Below are 14,659 nucleotides of genomic sequence, written 5' to 3'. Positions count from 1 at the left end.
GCGGCGCGGAGATCGGCGCGGGCTATGCCTTTACCATAAGCTCGGACGGCGGCGGCACCCCGGTGACGGGGACGGGCACGATCGCCACGGCGACGGATGCGGTGACCGGCCTCGACCTGAGCGGGCTGAGTGATGGCACGCTGACGGTCTCGGTGGTGCTGACCGACCCGGCGGGCAACGCCGGGACGGCGGCGACGGACACGGCGGTGAAGGACGTTGTTCTTCCAACGGCGACCCTGACGGTCCCAACCGATGCCCAGTCCGATCCGTTCCCGGTGACCGTGACCTTCAGCGAAGCGGTCAGCGGTTTCACACTTGCGGGTCTCGAGATCGAGAACGGGACCGCATCGGACCTGACCGGCAGCGGTACGGAGTGGACCTTTGTTCTGACACCGGATCACGACGGTGAGGTCACCGTGACCGTGCTTGCCTCGGCGGCGCAGGATGGCGGTGGCAATGGCAATGTGGTCTCCGATCCTGCGCGTGTCACGGCGGACCTGACCGGGACGCCCAATCCCGTTCCGCTGCCGGACAGCGATGGCGACGGCATTCCGGATATCCATGAGACCGGCGACCGCGATGGTGACGGCATCCCGGACGCGTCTGACTACGATCCGCAGGGGTATTTATACTGCGAGGACGATGGACGCATCCTGCCGGGTGGCGGGTTCACCGTCAGCGGTCCGTCCGGGTCGAACAGCGGGCTCGGCCTGCTCAACGACATCAACATCCTGCGTGACGGGTCCTCCGGCGAGATGCAGTGGTTCGCCACGCGGCCCGGCAGCTATACGGTCAGCTATCACTACCCGGCGGACCAGGGTGTGCCCAGCACGGCGCGGCTGTCCTCGGGTACGCTCGACGTGACCAGCGTGCTTCCGGCGAACCCCGGTGTTCTCGGCTCGTCCGAGTTCGGCAGCAGCGGTGTCCTTGCGGATGCTTCCCTGGCGGCGAACCCGGTGTTCTATTCGACCTTCGTGATCGAGGCCGGTGATCCGCATGTGCTCGCCAACAACATCCCGATGACGCAATGCGCCGAGAACCCGGTCAGCGTCACGGCGCCGGTGAACGGGGCCGAGGCGAATGGCGGGGTGCCGGTGGATGCGGAATTCGTGATCGCTCAGGATCGCGCCTCCGTGCTCGACACGGTGGTCAGCTACAGCCTGGGCGGGACCGCCACGGCGGGGAGCGACTATACCGCGCCGGGCGGCTCGGCGACGATCCCGGCGGGCGAGACCTCGGTGACGGTGGCGGTGCCGGTCCTGGAAGACGGGATCATCGAGGGCGATGAAACTGTCGTGATGACCCTGACCGGCGTGACGGCGGGCGATGCGGCGACGATCCTCGCTACGGACACGGCAATCCTGACGGCGACCGCGCTGATCGCGGACGACGATACGGCGGTGATCGCGGTGACGGATGTGGATCTGACCACCTCGGAGAGCGGCAACGACGATGCAACCATGTCGTTCGTCCTTCTGGGTCAGCCCACGGCCGATGTCACCCTGAGCTTCGCCGGGGACAAGCAGTGCAAGGTCATGCCGGCGGTGATCACCTTCACCTCCGCGAACTACGACAGCCCGCAGGCGCTGACGATCCGGGCGATCAACGACGAGAAGGTGGAGGGCACGCACAGCTGTCAGCCGACGGTGACGGTGGCCTCCTCCGATCCGGCCTTCGATGCCTATGCGCTGGCGCTGAGCCCGGTGACGGTGACGGACGACCTCGTCGACCAGATCCGCGATCCGTTGACCGAGATCCTCAAGGACGACCTCGAAGAGACGGTGCGGACCCAGCAGCGTCACTTCAGCCGGATCGCCAAGGGCGCACTGACGCGGCTCAAGGAAGGTCCGGATGCGCAGGATTGCGGGACGATCTCGGCGCCGGACGTGGATGGGCGGCTGATGATCCAGGACGGCACCGGCTCCAGCCAGGGCAAGTTCGGCTGGGATGTCTACAACTGCTACACGATGCGGCGGGAGATCCTCGACGGCAGCTTCTCGCTCAACTGGTCGGCGGATACCGGCACGCAGGCGATCCTGCAGTTCGCGCGGCAATCGGAGAAGTTCCAGTCGGACAAGGCTCTGAACGGGTGGTTCTGGGGCGGCTATTTCAGCCGCAATATGGTGGATACCGGGCTTGCGGACGGCGCGATCAACGGCATCGGCCTGAACGGCGGAGTCTATGGCGCGCGGGACATGGGGCAGGGGCTGTTCGTCGACTACTACGCCTCCGCGGCGATCGGCAAACACCGCTATGACCTGACGTTCGACGCCACCCCGGCGGAGATCAAGGCGGAGGGCGATTACAGCTACGCGGCGATCTTCGGCGGCGTGGCCGTGAGCGGGACGCGCGAATACGAGACCTTCAGCATGACGCCCCGGGTCGGGCTCGATCTGGCCCATGCCTGGGTGTCCGATGCCTCCGTCACGGCGGAACAGCTGGGGCAGGTGGACACCGGGCGGATCGACATGCCGGACTTCAGCGGCGGGCGCTTCTACGCGGAGATCGAGTTCGCCGGTCTCGGGACGAAGGAGGGGGCCGCGGCGCTCGGGGCGATGCTGTCGGACATCAGCGTGACGCCGCGCCTGGCCTGCGAGGTCTCGTCCTACGGCGACGGCACCGAGTGCAGCGCGGGTGTCAACCTGTCGATCCTGCTGACCCAACCGACGAAGAACCTGACCTATGGCATCGAGATCGACTACGAGCGCATGGACGATCTCAACCGCCTGACGCTGGACTTCACCCGCGAGCGCCGGTTCGCACGGGGGCAGGGCTCGGTTGTCACCCGGCTGTTCATGCCCTCGCCGCAGGAGGTGACGCTCGAACACGGGGTGTCGCTGGACTTCTGACGGGCGGGCACCCGGCGCGGTGGCGTCGGGTGTCGGTCCAGGCGGTGCCAGTTTGGTGGAGCGGGAGCCGGACTCTTGCAAAGAGTCCGGTCCGATTTCTTTTCAAGAAATCGGCTGCGGCGCCTACAGCGTCCCGCCTCTTACATCAATCATCCTGCGCCACAAATGTCCCGATAGCACCGCAGGGGCGACAGGGTATTTGTGGCTCAGGTTCAAGGCGGGGCGCTTTGGCGTCTCACTCCCCGACGGGGCTGAGCGCGATCCGGGCGAGCACCTTCGACGGCACGCCGATGTCCTCGAACCGCAGGCTCTGGACGGAATACCCCCAGTCCGGATGCGACGCGGAAAGCCATGTGGCCAGCCGGATGAAATCCACCTCGTCGAAACGCAGCGCAATCACCCCGCCGCTTTCTGTGCCGATGCTGGTCAGCGCGCCGCGCAGGTTGGCGGCGATCAGGCCCTCTTCGATGCCCGAGAGGCCGATGGGCTCGTAAGACTTCGCCTCCGGCGCGCTGCGGCTCAGGGTTTGGGCTTCGGCGGCACGGGCGGTGACCCAGTCCTGCAGGGCCAGCGCCTCGACGCGGGCCGCCTCGGCCTGCTCGCGGGCCTCATGGAGCGGCAGCAGCACGGCAAAGCCGATCCCAACCGGCAGCACGATCCCGGCCATCACGCCGAGCAAGCCGCGTTCGCGCGGGCTGAGCGCCGTCAGCATGTCGAGCAGACGTCCGCTCATTGCGTGGCCTCCCCGGTGGCGGGCGCGATGGCGAATTCGGTGCGCACACCGGCCTCGCCGTCCTCGGTCCGGGAATCGCGCAGGTCGACCTGCAGCCCCTCGGCCCTGAGCGCCGCGGCCAGCCGGTCGGCAGCGGCGAAATCCGGCAGGCGGGCGATCACACGCAGCCCTTCGGTCTCGCGGTAGTCGATCAGGTCCGGAACGATCTGACCGCCGCGCAGCACCGTGGCGACACGGTGGATCAGGTCCAGCGGGTCCAGTGTGTCGCCAGATCCGCCCTGCGATGCCTGCATCTGTGCCAGCGCCCGGCTGACCTGCATCCGTGCGTCGAGCACCGGGCCGGTGCCGGTGAAGACCTCCTGCACCATCGCCGTGGTCGCGGCGGAAATCGCCCGGGTCTCGCGGCGGGCGCGGTCCAGATCGTACCATTGCAGCCCGGCCCAGACCCCGGCGGCCAGCATCGCCGCCAGCGCCGTCCAGCGCCACGGCAGCACCCGCCGGGCCAGACGCGCCCGCGCCGCCATCGGGTTCTTGCGCAGATCGCAGGCCAGCTCCCCGAAGCCGAGCGTGACCGGGGCGGCAAGGCCGAGCGGCTTCAGGGCCGCGGCATCGGCCACGACGGGAATGTCATAAGCTTCGACGAGGGCAGGCAGATCGGCGGGCAAGGCGCCGAGACAGAGGATCGCCTTCGGCCTGTCGCCCCGCGCCAGCGCGGTCCGAAGCGCCATGCGGGCGAGGGCGGGCTGCGCGGTCAGCCCGTCGCCGGGGCCGAGCCGGACCATCCATTGCGCGTGGCCGTCGATGTCCGCCGTGCGCAGGGTCCAGAGCCCTTCGGAACAGGGCAGGGACAGATAGTCGGGCAGCACCGCGCGGCCCGGCAGATCGCGCAGGCTGTCGAGCCAGGCCTTGTCGGCGGTCAGCACGCGGGTCCAGCTGTCCGGAGCCTTGCCCTTGGCCACCGGCGCAAAGGGCCGCATGGCAATCTGCTCCGGGCGCAGGCCGAGCCGGTCCGCCAGCCGCCGCTGCGCCACCTGTTCGCGGGCCTGTCCGCGCAGCGTATCCGGCAGGTCCAGCGCCACCAGCGGCACCAGCGCCCCGGGCACGAGCACGACCTGCCGCGCCCCGGCGCTGCCCGCGCCGTACCGGATGAAGGTCCTGTCCATGCCTTCGCTCTTGCTGGCCTGCGGTGCCCTGGTCACCCCTACCCCCTGATCGTTCCGGGCAGGATGCACCGCGTAGGCGCCTAAGTTCAATGGTCCAAAGGGTTTCATGGGCGAAAGGTCATCCGCCACGTGACCTTGACGGTCGGCGGCATGCCGGTGCGCTCCAGAACGCTCACCCGCCGGGCGATGGTGCCGCGATACTCGGCCTGCGCGTCGGTGCGGAACCAGTCGGACTGGACCGACAGGCTGCGTTCGAGCATCTGCTTGCGCTGTTCCGCGGCGGCGTCGGCAGCGTCCTGCTCGACCGGGCTGACCACGCCGTCGCCGTCGAGATCGGCGCTTTCCGGATCGGTTTCGCCGAGGGCGATGCCGATCTCTCCGAGGAAGACCGCGAGCGAGGGGAAGGGCTCCTGCTGACGCTCGGCGACCAGCCGGGCCATCTGGGCGGGGGGCATCTCCGGGAAGAAGGCGCCGAGGATCTCCGGCGCGGCGGTGTTGACGTTCAGCGGCGCGACGCCGGGCACGGCGGAGAGGTAGGGCTGCAGCACGTCCAGAGACCGCTCCGATAACCCGGGGATCTGCCGCAGCTGGCCCAGGTCGAGGATCGCCCCGCCGCGTGGCTCCAGCGGCGGCACCTGCTGTTGCCAGCGCGCACGGTCGGCGGGGCCGCCCGGTTGCAGGAAATCGCGCAGGGCGGTGCCGGTCTCCGGGCTGATGCCGAGGCGGAGCAACAGCCGGTCAAAGGCCTCGTCCGCCAGCGTATTGCCCGGGATCGCCAGCCAGTTGATGTTGTAGCGGCTCTGCAGGTCCTCCATGACGCCGGTCACCCGCCCCTGCGCGAGGTCCACGGGGGGCAGCGGCTGCGCCCAGTCTTCGCCCGTGTGGTCGATGCCGTTCAGGTCGCGCCCGAGCGTGGTGATGGCGAGCGCCTCGAAGGCGTCGAGGTTCAGTTGCAGCTGGTCCGCCGCCAGCCCGGCCTGAAGCCGCGCCTGCCCGGCCTCGGAGCGGCTGAGCAGCAGCACGGCGACGGAGGAGAGCGCCGCCACGAGGATCAGCGCATTGACGAGGACAAAGCCGCGATCCCGCCTCATTGCAGCGCCTCCACGATGGGGATGTCGCCATAGTCGCGGGTGACGAGGGTGAGTTCGATGCCGAGGGGCAGGGCGCTGGAATAGCTGGAGCCGAGGGCCGCGCCCTCGTCGTCGTCGCCACTTGATCCGGTTGCTTGCGCACCGGGTTGACGCAACCCCTCGGTCCAGCCGGTTTCGGCGACGTAGGTGCGCAGCCGGATGGCCTCGACACCCGCCATGACGGGCTGGTCCGGCGTCGGGCGGACGGTCGCGGCGGGGATCAGCGTGGGATAGCTGCGACGGTACAGCGTGCCGTCCTCCACCCGCCATTCCACGCGGGTCAGGGGGATGTCGTCCGCGTCGGTCATCAGCGTCGGCTGGCCGCCGGTAGAGAGCGAGAGGGTGCCGCCCGAAAAGCTGATGGCGGAGGTGGCATAGGGCTGGCCCGGCGGAAAGAAAAGCATCGGCACGGCGGCGGCGAGGTCGGCCCGGACGAGGCTCGTCGCTTCGGCCAGCGCGGCGGTGTGCGCGGAGCGGGCCGTGACCCCGTCGCGCATCCGGAGCATTCCGGTCAGCGCCTGCGCGCCCATGATCGCGACGAGGGCAAAGATCGCGAGGGCGACCACCAGTTCGATCAGGCTGAGGCCGTCGTCCTTCATCACCGTCCCGCCCCCGGCAGGTAGACGACCACCGACGCGCCCTCGCCGCTGGCCGCGCGGGCGGTGATCGTGGCGAGGGTAAGACCGGCCTCGGTGCGCTCGGTTTCGGTGCTGTAGGTGACGGTGGTCCCGCCGATCTGCACCGACCCGGGCAGGGTGCCGTAGTAGGGCGCGGCCAGCTGCATCTCCTCGGCGCGGTTCATCGCGGCGATGCGGGCGAGCAGCCGGGGCATCTCGCCCCCCACCACGAGCGCCGACTGATCGGCGGCACGCAGGGCGGCGATGCTGCCGATGGTGAGCACGAAGATCGCCACGGCAAGCTCGATCAGGGTCATGCCCCGGTCGCGGCGGGGTTTCAGCGGCCCGTGCATGTCAGCCCCGTCCAGCCATCGCTCTCGCAGCGGCCGGTTGCGCCGAAGGCGATGCGGAAGGCGTTGGTCTGGCCGGTGGCGAGGAACACGATCCCGGGTGCGGGCACGCCGGGCGGGCCGGCCGGCTCCGCCGAGAGCGAGACGCGGCCGCGCCAGCGGGTCAGGCTGCCCGGGTCCTGCCAGCCGGTGAGCGCATGTGTCACCACGCGCAGCCCTTCGGGGCCGATGTCGAGCCCATGGCGCTGTTGCCGGAGGATCGCCAGTTGCCGGGCGCTGTCATAGCGGAGCTGAAACAGCGCCATGTCCGCTTCCCGGCGGGTATCGGAGCGCGACAGCGCCAGGCTGGCGCCAACCGAGAGGATCGACAGGATCGCCACGCTGACCAGCAGTTCGATCAGGGTGAACCCCGCGTCGCGCGGGTGTCCGGACTGCCTTACTGCAGGGTCCATGAGCCGATGTCCGCATCCGCGCCGCTGCCCCCGGCCACGCCGTCCGCGCCATAGGTGAAGACGTCGAACTCGCCGTGCACGCCCGGTTCGAGGTACTGGTAGGGCTGGCCCCAGGGGTCCACCGGCATCCGGTCCATGTAACCGTTCGCGGCGTAATTGGCGGGCACCGGGTCGCTGGTCGGCTTGTCGACCAGCGCGGCGAGGCCCTGCGCGGCGGTGGGATAGCGGAAGTTGTCGAGGCGGTAGAGGTTGACCGCGCTGACGATGGCGGCAATGTCCGACTGCGCCCGCGCCGCGCGGGCCTGGTCCGGACGGTCGATGACGCGGGGCACGATGACGAGGGCGAGGATCGACAGGATCACCACCACGACCATCAGTTCCAGAAGCGAGAAACCGTCGTCGCGGCGGGGCTTTATGGTGGCGGTGGAGGCTGTCGTCATGGCGGTCTTTCGGGTAAATGAGAGCATGTTAAAGGAGACGTCGATCTGTTGTCCATTCCTCGCACCATGTCGCCCCGAATGACCAGCCCTGTTTTTGCCGTCGGTGCCGCGTGAGCGATCCGGCGCAGGTGGCGGCGGTGCTGCTGATCGTGCTGGCGCCCTTCGTCGGGTCCTTTCTCGGCGTGCTGGTGGACCGGCTGCCGCGGGGCGAGGACGTGGTGACGGCGCGCTCGGCCTGCCGGGCCTGCGGGCAGGTGCTGGGGCCGCGCGATCTCGTGCCGATCCTGTCCTTCGCGCTCAGCCGGGGGCGGTGCCGGTCCTGCGGGAGGATCCTGCCCGCGTGGCTCCTGTACATGGAGATCAGCGCGTTGGGGCTGGCGGTCTGCGCCCTGGCGGCCGGGTTCCAGGGGGTGGCGCTCTGGCTCAACGCCGGGCTGCTCTGGTGCCTGCTGGCGCTGTTCGCCTGCGATCTTCTGTGGTTCCGGCTCCCTGACCTGCTGAACGCGGCGCTGCTGGTGCTGGCGCTCGGAGTTGCGGCGCTGCCCGGCGGTCCCGGCGTCCTTCCGGCGCTGGCCGGGGCGGCGCTTGGCTTCGGGGCTTTCCTGCTGATCCGCCTGATCTACCGGAGGATGCGCGGTCGCGAAGGGCTTGGTCTCGGAGATGTGAAGATGATGGCGGGCCTCGGCGCCTTCGCCGGTCCCTTCGATCTGCCGCTTCTGGTGCTGCTGGCTTCCGGCGGCGCGCTGTGCCTTGTGGTGCTGCATCGCCTCCATGCCGGGCGCGGCGGGCCGCTGGCCACGGATCGCCTGCCGTTCGGCGCGGCGCTGGCGGCGGCGGCCGGGGTGGTCTGGGTGGTGCGGGCGGCGATGGTGATGCCGCTTTGACCCTGCGGGAAGTTGCATTTGAACTCGCAGGCCTTCCCGCCTAGTCTCGCGCGGGCGGAGGGGCGGATTGGGCCTCGCCGGGACATCACCAAAGGATCGAGAGACCCCATGTCATTTTCCAAAGCCGCATTGTCACTCACGCTACTGCTTGCACTGACACCGATCCCCGGGCTGGCGCAGGACGCCGAAGAGACCGGCCTGACCATGGCCCAGATCGAACAGGCCTGGGCGGCGGGGGATTTCGTCACCGTGCGCGAAGGGCTCGCGGCGCTGGCGTCCGGCGAGAACGCCACCCCCTTTGCCATGTACCGCTATGGCCGGGTTCTGCTCGAAGGGCGCGGCGGGCCTGCGGACCTCATGGGCGCGGCGGACTGGCTGGAGAAGGCCGCCGCGGAGAACCAGATCGACGCGATGGTGCTGCTGGCGCGGCTCTACCTCAGCCGTACGCAGGGCGGTCCCGCGATGAATCCGGAACGGGCGGTCAACCTGTTCAAGGGCGCGGCGGCGCGCGGCAACGCCGAGGCCCAGTATTACCTCGGGCTGCTCTATGCCAGCGGCACCGGGATAGAGCAGAGCCCGCAGGACGCGCTGAACTGGCTGCTGGCCGCCGGGGAGAACGGCTACGTGCCTGCGATGTTCGAACTGAGCCGGGCCTATTCGCGCGGGCAGGGCATCGAGCCGAACAATGAGGAGGCCCTGCGCTGGCTGACCGAGGCGGCCACGGCGGGCCATCCGGAGGCGCAGTATTACCTCGCCTATGCGCTCGACAGCGGGCGCGGCGTGGCGCAGGACCAGCCGCAGGCGCTGAACTGGCTCAGGCGCTCTGCGGAGGCGGGCTTCGTGCAGGCCCAGGCGGCGTTGGGGCGGAAGTACCTCAAGGGCGACGGGGCGGACCGCAACGTGGCCGAGGGCGAACGCTGGCTGAAGGAGGCGGCGAACCGGGGCGACGTGGCGGCGATGACCGACCTCGCCGAGGCCTATCGCGGCATGGAGGGCGTGACGCCGAACCCGGTGCTGGCGGCGCAGCTGTTCTCCGGCGCGGCGGATGCGGGCCTGCCGCGGGCAATGATCGGCATGGGCGAGATGCTGGAGACGGGCTACGAGGGCCAACAGCCGGACATGGAAAAGGCGGTCGCCTACTACCGCAAGGCGGTCGAGGCGGGCAGCGCGGAGGCAATGGTCCTGCTCGGGCAGCGGGCGGGGGCGGGCAAGCTCGACGGCATCCTGGCCCCGCACCGGGCGGTGCCCTGGGCCGTTGCGGCGGCGCAGGCCGGGGATACCGCGGCGCTGGACTGGCTGAAGGCGCAGTCGGACGAGGGGCTGCGCCCGGCTCAGACCGCCATGGGCGTCTGGCTGCTGTCCCATGATGGCGCACCGGAGGAGGCGGCGGCGCTGCTCACGCAGGCGGCGGAGGCGGGCGACGTGGAGGCGCAGCACCAGCTTGGCCTGCTCTACACCAAGGGCACCGGCGTCGAACAGGATTTCATCAAGGCGCACACCTGGCTGAACATCTCGGCGGCGGGCGGCAGTTCGGCGGCGCTGGAGATGCGCGGCGTGGTCGCCGACCTGATGACCCCGGAACAGGTGGCGGAGGCGCAGACGGCGGCGCGGACCTTCTTCGAACAGGCGCAGGCCCCGCAGCAGGCCGGAGCAAGCGAATGACGACCCGCAGGCTGGGTGCGGCGCTGGCGCTCTGCCTCGTGCTGGGCGGCGCGGCCACGGCACAGCAGCAGGACGCCTGGCAGGGCGCAGATTTCGCCACCCTGCAGGCGGCGGCGGACCAGGGCACGGTCCAGGCGCAGGTGGCGCTGGCGCAGCGGCTGGAGGCCGGGGAGGGCGTGTTGCAGAACTACGCGCTGGCGGCGGAGTGGTACGCGCGCGCGGCGGGGCAGGGCAGCGCAGCGGCGGCGAACCGGCTGGGACAGTACTACTTTGCCGGTCTCGGGGTGGAGCAGAGCCGGGCCACGGCGTTGCAATGGCTCGGCACGGCGGCGGCAACCGGCGAGGCGCAATTCCTCTACGACTACGGCGCGGCGCTGGAGGCTGGTCCGGACGGCGATCCGGCCGCGGCGGCGGCGGCCTACGAAAAGGCGGCGGCGCTCGGCCACCCGGAGGCGCAGGTCAGCCTTGGCGTGCTCTTCCAGAACGGCAGCGGCGTGCCGAAGGACCTTGCCCGTGCGAAGGAACTCTACGAGGGACCGGCGGAGGCGGGGCTGGCGCGGGCGCAGAACAACCTCGGGCTGCTCTACGTGCGTGGCGAGGGCATTCCCCAGGACTACGACCGCGCCTTCGCGCTGCTGGAGGCCGCGGCGGGGCAGGGTCTTCCCGTGGCCATCCGCAATCTCGGCGTGATGTACGAGAACGGCTTCGGCGTGGTGGCGGACGAGACGGTGGCGCACGATCTCTACCGTCGTGCGGCGCTGGCGGCCGAGGCGCCCGGCGCGGAGGGCGGTGTGCCGACGGCGGTCTACGACCCCCGCCTGCTGCCGCCCGATACCTCGGAGGAGGGGCTGAAACGCCTGCAGAACGGCCTGCGCGCCGGTGATCCGCTGGCGCTGTTCACCGCTGGCTGGCTGCTGACGCAGGAGGAGGGCGCGGGCTATCCGGAGTTGCGGCAGGCGGCGGCATTCTTCCACGCCGCCGCGCAGGCGGGCAGCCCGGCGGCGATGACCAACCTCGGCCTGATGTATTTCGAGGGGCGTGTCGTGCCGCAGGATTTCGCGGTCGGCTACATGTGGCTCGTGCTGGCCGGAACCGCCGGGTTCGGCGAGGCGCGGGACCTCGGGGCCCGCTTCGCCGAACAGATGACGCCGGGCCAGATCGCCGAGGGGCAGACACTCGCGGAACGCTGGGCGGGGCGGTAGCTCAGAGCGTCTTCAGCCGCGCGTCGATGCTGGCCAGCCGCCCGGCGAGCGAGCCGATGGGATCGAGGTCGGGGTGCTCGCCCAGCACTTCGGCCAGCGCGGCCCTCGCGGCGGTCAGCTGTTGCTTTGCCGCGTCGGTCTGACCCTGTGCCAGCAGTTGCAGCGCCAGTTCATGCTGCGCCGTGCCCTGCACCGACAGCGAGGCCGAGCGCGCCGCGCCCGCCTGACCGGCGGCCAGGTTGGACGCGATGCTCGCGGCCTGCGCGTAGTTGCCGCTGCGCAGCTCCGCGTGGGCGTACTCCAGCTGCAGGCGCGGCGCCAGCGGCCCCGCGTCCTTGATCAGCAGGAGGTACTGTTTCTTGGCGCGGTCGTACTGGCCCTTTTCCAGCGCGTCGCGGGCCACGGCGTATTTCGCCTTGAAGCCCTTGCCGCCGCCGGACTTGGAGCCGGACCCGGGCGCGGTTTCGTCGCAGCCTGTCAGCGCAATGAGGGCGAGACCGGCAAGGCCGGCCCGAAGGATATGGATTACCTGCATGTCTGCTCTTTCGTTACGCTTGTTTTCATTCGCGTATTATCGGGGCAGTATACGCCTCTGAGGCTTTTGCGTCCACGATCGGTGGATGCATTGACGGATTCGGGTGGAAATGATGCGTATCCTGGCGTGGATTGTGACCTTTGCGCTACTGGCCTTCGCCGGTCAGACCGGGTTTGCGCTCTGGACGGAGATCAATGCGCCGCCGGAAACCGTCGAACTCGCGGCCCTGCCCGAGTCGGACGGCGGCACCGCGGAGCCGCAGCCGCCGGCACCGCCGCGCAGCTGGCCCGCGGTCTTCGGTGAGCCGGAGCCGCCGAAGCCGCCCGCCGCGCCCCCGGCGCCACCGGCCCCGGAGCCACAGCCGCCGAAACCGCCGAAGCCGCCGCTCGAGTCGCTCGGCTACGAGTTGAAGGGCATGGTGACCATGGAGAACGTGACCTGGGCGATGGTGAACCACGCCACTGGCGAGCAGCTGGTGCGCCCGGGTCACATGCTGCGCGAGGGCATCGAGGTGGTGCGGATCGACGGCGAGGGCGTCTGGGTCTCGCGCGACGGTGACGCGCCGGAGTTGCTCGGGTTCTCGGAGTAGACAGCGGGCGATGGGCGCAGCCCGCGCTCCCTGCGTCTCCGCGCCCTTGGCCTCGCCGCGCCCGCGTGCCACTGTCCGGTGCAAATATCGAAGAGGCGCAGATGGTCACCACGCGGGAGCAATACGAAACTTATCCCTACCCGGAGCGCGATCCGGCGGAGGAGGCAAAGCGGCTGATCACCGGCTCGCCCTCGCATCCGCTGGAAATGGATCACTGGCTCTGGGGCGGGGCGCGGGACTGGTCGCGGCCCTTGAAGGCGCTCGTGGCCGGGGGCGGCACCGGCGACGGGCTGATCCAGCTGGCGCAGGTGATGACCAGTGCGGGCGCGCCCTACGAGATCACCTACGTGGACCTCTCGACCGCAAGCCGCGCGGTGGCCGAGGCGCGGGGGCTCACGGGCATCACGTTTCACACCGGCTCGCTGCTCGGTGCGGCGGAGTACGGCCTGTTCGACTATATCGACTGCTGCGGCGTGCTGCACCACCTGCCGGACCCGGCGGAGGGATTCGCGGCGCTGCGCCGGGCGCTGGCCCCCGGCGGCGGGCTGGGGTTCATGGTCTACGCGCCTTACGGGCGATCCGGGGTCTACCCGTTGCAGGAGGCCTTCGGCGCGGTGCTGGCCGGGCTGGACCCGCAGGTGCGGCTGAAGAAGGCGAAAGAGATCGTCGCGGCGCTGCCCGAGGGGCATCCGTTCCGGTGCAACATCAACGTGAGCGACCACCATGCCAGCGATGCCGGGTTCTATGACCTGCTGCTCCACGGGCAGGACCGGAGTTTCTCCGTCACCGAACTGCTGGAGGTGCTGGACGAGACCGGCTGGCGATTGCAAAGCTTCGCCACGCCCGCGCTCTATGACCTCGCCCGTATCACGCAGCGGCCCGAGGGGATGAGTGACGCGGAGGCGATGGCGGCGGCGGAGAAGCTGCGCGGCACGATCCGGGTGCAGGTGGGTTACGCGGTGCCAAAGGAAGACGCGCGCAAGCCCGCGAAAGGCGCGAACCGGGCGCTGGTGCCGCATCTGCGCGGGGTCAGGGCAGGGCCGCTGGCGCAGGCGGTGGCGCAGGGGAAGGCCCTGCCGGTCACGCTCAAGGAGGTGAAGACCACGCTGACCCTGCCCCGGGAGGCCGCGCCGCTGATCGCCGGGATCGACGGGCGGCGCAGCCTTGCGCAGATCGCGGCGGGGGCGGGGCTCGATCCGCTGGCCTTCGGGATGCTCTGGAGCAAGGTGGAGCGGGATCTGGTCGACTGGGGCCTGCTGCTCTACTCTGCGCTGGGCAAGCGATAGGAGCGTGTCATGTGCGGACGGTTCGCCATCACCCTTCCCCCCGATGCCATGGCGCAGCTGTTCAAGGCGGTGCCCGGCAACGACTTGCCCGCCGTGCCCAACTACAACGTCTGCCCGACCAACCGGGTCCATGCGGTGCTCGGCGTCGAGGGGCAGCGGCGGCTGAGCGCGATGCGCTGGGGGTTCCTGCCGCATTGGTACAAGACGACGAACGGCGGGCCGCTGCTGATCAATGCGCGGGCGGAGACGATTGCGGAGAAACCCGCCTTCAAGGCCGCCTGCCGCGAACGGCGCTGCCTGATCCCGGTGTCGGGCTTCTACGAATGGACGAAGGACGCGGAGGATAATCGGCTGCCGTGGTACATCCAGCCTGCGGAGGACGGGCCGATGGTCTTTGCCGGGGTCTGGCAGGATTGGGAGCGGGACGGCGAGGCATACCGGACCTGCGCCATCGTCACCTGCGCCGCGAATGAACAGATGGCGGCGATCCACCACCGGATGCCGGTGATCCTCGCGCCGGAGGACTGGGGCAAGTGGCTTGGCGAGGAGGGCAAGGGGGCGGCCAACCTGATGGTGCCCGCGCCGGAGGACGCCTTGCGGGTTCACCGGGTTGGGGTAGCGGTCAACTCCAACCGCGCGTCCGGGCCGGAACTGATCGAACCGATCGACTGAAGCAGGGGGGGGGGGGGGGGCCCCCCCCCCCCCCCCCCGCCCCCCCCCCCCCCCCCGGGGGGGGGGCGCCCCGCCCGGGGGGGGGGGGGCACCCC

At 70.2% G+C, this 14,659-nt stretch carries 15 protein-coding genes; 7 read left to right on the top strand and 8 right to left on the bottom strand.

The annotated features are described in order from the left end of the window. On the top strand, nucleotides 1-2,849 hold a 2,849-nt coding region (locus ACP159_RS10670), incomplete at its 5' end, for an Ig-like domain-containing protein (protein ID WP_425099672.1). Between the two features lie 235 nt (nucleotides 2,850-3,084). On the opposite strand, the gene gspM is transcribed toward ACP159_RS10670, so the two are convergent. From gspM to gspG, 7 genes are all read right to left on the bottom strand, one after another. Then, the gene (gene gspM, locus ACP159_RS10665; RefSeq protein ID WP_425099671.1) at nucleotides 3,085-3,582 is read right to left on the bottom strand and encodes a type II secretion system protein GspM; all 498 of its coding nucleotides are present in this window, start codon (nucleotides 3,580-3,582) and stop codon (nucleotides 3,085-3,087) included. Then, nucleotides 3,579-4,781 (bottom strand): type II secretion system protein GspL, encoded by a 1,203-nt coding sequence (gspL, locus tag ACP159_RS10660; protein WP_425099670.1) that lies wholly within the window; start codon nucleotides 4,779-4,781, stop codon nucleotides 3,579-3,581. The genes gspM and gspL overlap by 4 nt, the downstream gene beginning before the upstream one ends. A gap of 68 nt (nucleotides 4,782-4,849) precedes the next feature. Then, nucleotides 4,850-5,836 (bottom strand): type II secretion system minor pseudopilin GspK, encoded by a 987-nt coding sequence (gspK, locus tag ACP159_RS10655; protein ID WP_425099669.1) that lies wholly within the window; start codon nucleotides 5,834-5,836, stop codon nucleotides 4,850-4,852. Further along, nucleotides 5,833-6,474 carry a type II secretion system protein GspJ gene (locus ACP159_RS10650; RefSeq protein ID WP_425099668.1) on the bottom strand — a complete coding sequence of 214 codons (642 nt, stop codon included), beginning with the start codon at nucleotides 6,472-6,474 and terminating at the stop codon, nucleotides 5,833-5,835. The genes gspK and ACP159_RS10650 overlap by 4 nt, the downstream gene beginning before the upstream one ends. Then, a complete protein-coding gene (locus ACP159_RS10645; RefSeq protein ID WP_425099667.1) occupies nucleotides 6,474-6,845 on the bottom strand; it encodes a type IV pilus modification PilV family protein in 372 nt (123 codons plus the stop codon). The genes ACP159_RS10650 and ACP159_RS10645 overlap by 1 nt, the downstream gene beginning before the upstream one ends. Beyond that, complete coding sequence (locus ACP159_RS10640; protein ID WP_425099666.1) at nucleotides 6,830-7,294, bottom strand: pilus assembly FimT family protein; 465 nt, start codon at nucleotides 7,292-7,294, stop codon at nucleotides 6,830-6,832. Before ACP159_RS10640 ends, ACP159_RS10645 begins: the two co-directional genes overlap by 16 nt. Next, a complete protein-coding gene (gene gspG, locus ACP159_RS10635; protein WP_425099665.1) occupies nucleotides 7,279-7,734 on the bottom strand; it encodes a type II secretion system major pseudopilin GspG in 456 nt (151 codons plus the stop codon). Before gspG ends, ACP159_RS10640 begins: the two co-directional genes overlap by 16 nt. Before the next feature lie 110 nt (nucleotides 7,735-7,844). On the opposite strand from gspG, the gene ACP159_RS10630 reads away from it, so the two are divergent. The 3 genes from ACP159_RS10630 to ACP159_RS10620 all read left to right on the top strand — a co-directional run bounded on the left by ACP159_RS10630 (nucleotide 7,845) and on the right by ACP159_RS10620 (nucleotide 11,482). Next, nucleotides 7,845-8,618 (top strand): prepilin peptidase, encoded by a 774-nt coding sequence (locus ACP159_RS10630; RefSeq protein ID WP_425099664.1) that lies wholly within the window; start codon nucleotides 7,845-7,847, stop codon nucleotides 8,616-8,618. Between the two features lie 108 nt (nucleotides 8,619-8,726). Beyond that, nucleotides 8,727-10,280, top strand: coding sequence for a tetratricopeptide repeat protein (locus tag ACP159_RS10625; protein ID WP_425099663.1), 1,554 nt, complete (start codon nucleotides 8,727-8,729; stop codon nucleotides 10,278-10,280). Beyond that, nucleotides 10,277-11,482, top strand: a complete 1,206-nt coding sequence (locus ACP159_RS10620) for a tetratricopeptide repeat protein (protein ID WP_425099662.1) — start codon at nucleotides 10,277-10,279, stop codon at nucleotides 11,480-11,482. The genes ACP159_RS10625 and ACP159_RS10620 overlap by 4 nt, the downstream gene beginning before the upstream one ends. A 1-nt stretch (nucleotide 11,483) precedes the next feature. Here the strand turns inward: ACP159_RS10620 and ACP159_RS10615 are convergent, their stop codons facing one another. Further along, nucleotides 11,484-12,017, bottom strand: coding sequence for a hypothetical protein (locus ACP159_RS10615; protein ID WP_425099661.1), 534 nt, complete (start codon nucleotides 12,015-12,017; stop codon nucleotides 11,484-11,486). A 109-nt stretch (nucleotides 12,018-12,126) separates the two neighbouring features. On the opposite strand from ACP159_RS10615, the gene ACP159_RS10610 reads away from it, so the two are divergent. The 3 genes from ACP159_RS10610 to ACP159_RS10600 all read left to right on the top strand — a co-directional run bounded on the left by ACP159_RS10610 (nucleotide 12,127) and on the right by ACP159_RS10600 (nucleotide 14,564). Beyond that, nucleotides 12,127-12,606, top strand: coding sequence for a hypothetical protein (locus ACP159_RS10610; RefSeq protein WP_425099660.1), 480 nt, complete (start codon nucleotides 12,127-12,129; stop codon nucleotides 12,604-12,606). Between the two features lie 101 nt (nucleotides 12,607-12,707). Next, nucleotides 12,708-13,892 carry a class I SAM-dependent methyltransferase gene (locus ACP159_RS10605; RefSeq protein WP_425099686.1) on the top strand — a complete coding sequence of 395 codons (1,185 nt, stop codon included), beginning with the start codon at nucleotides 12,708-12,710 and terminating at the stop codon, nucleotides 13,890-13,892. A 9-nt stretch (nucleotides 13,893-13,901) separates the two neighbouring features. Beyond that, nucleotides 13,902-14,564, top strand: a complete 663-nt coding sequence (locus ACP159_RS10600; RefSeq protein ID WP_425099659.1) for an SOS response-associated peptidase — start codon at nucleotides 13,902-13,904, stop codon at nucleotides 14,562-14,564. The last annotated feature ends 95 nt before the right edge of the window (nucleotides 14,565-14,659 follow it).

Origin of the sequence: Tropicibacter sp. S64, assembly GCF_049803835.1 — a bacterium.
Classification (GTDB): Bacteria; Pseudomonadota; Alphaproteobacteria; order Rhodobacterales; family Rhodobacteraceae; genus Pacificoceanicola.
The sequence above is the reverse complement of the archived record's forward strand: the minus strand, read 5'-3'. Positions and strand labels throughout refer to the sequence as shown.

Excerpts from the sequence above, each read along its gene's own strand:
- ACP159_RS10645 (WP_425099667.1), bottom strand. The coding sequence starts at position 6,845 with ATGCACGGGCCGCTGAAACCCCGCCGCGACCGGGGCATGACCCTGATC.
- ACP159_RS10615 (WP_425099661.1), bottom strand. The coding sequence starts at position 12,017 with ATGCAGGTAATCCATATCCTTCGGGCCGGCCTTGCCGGTCTCGCCCTC.
- ACP159_RS10610 (WP_425099660.1), top strand. The coding sequence starts at position 12,127 with ATGATGCGTATCCTGGCGTGGATTGTGACCTTTGCGCTACTGGCCTTC.
- gspG (WP_425099665.1), bottom strand. The coding sequence starts at position 7,734 with ATGACGACAGCCTCCACCGCCACCATAAAGCCCCGCCGCGACGACGGT.
- gspK (WP_425099669.1), bottom strand. The coding sequence starts at position 5,836 with ATGAGGCGGGATCGCGGCTTTGTCCTCGTCAATGCGCTGATCCTCGTG.
- ACP159_RS10600 (WP_425099659.1), top strand. The coding sequence starts at position 13,902 with ATGTGCGGACGGTTCGCCATCACCCTTCCCCCCGATGCCATGGCGCAG.
- gspM (WP_425099671.1), bottom strand. The coding sequence starts at position 3,582 with ATGAGCGGACGTCTGCTCGACATGCTGACGGCGCTCAGCCCGCGCGAA.
- ACP159_RS10650 (WP_425099668.1), bottom strand. The coding sequence starts at position 6,474 with ATGAAGGACGACGGCCTCAGCCTGATCGAACTGGTGGTCGCCCTCGCG.
- ACP159_RS10640 (WP_425099666.1), bottom strand. The coding sequence starts at position 7,294 with ATGGACCCTGCAGTAAGGCAGTCCGGACACCCGCGCGACGCGGGGTTC.
- ACP159_RS10605 (WP_425099686.1), top strand. The coding sequence starts at position 12,708 with ATGGTCACCACGCGGGAGCAATACGAAACTTATCCCTACCCGGAGCGC.
- ACP159_RS10620 (WP_425099662.1), top strand. The coding sequence starts at position 10,277 with ATGACGACCCGCAGGCTGGGTGCGGCGCTGGCGCTCTGCCTCGTGCTG.
- ACP159_RS10625 (WP_425099663.1), top strand. The coding sequence starts at position 8,727 with ATGTCATTTTCCAAAGCCGCATTGTCACTCACGCTACTGCTTGCACTG.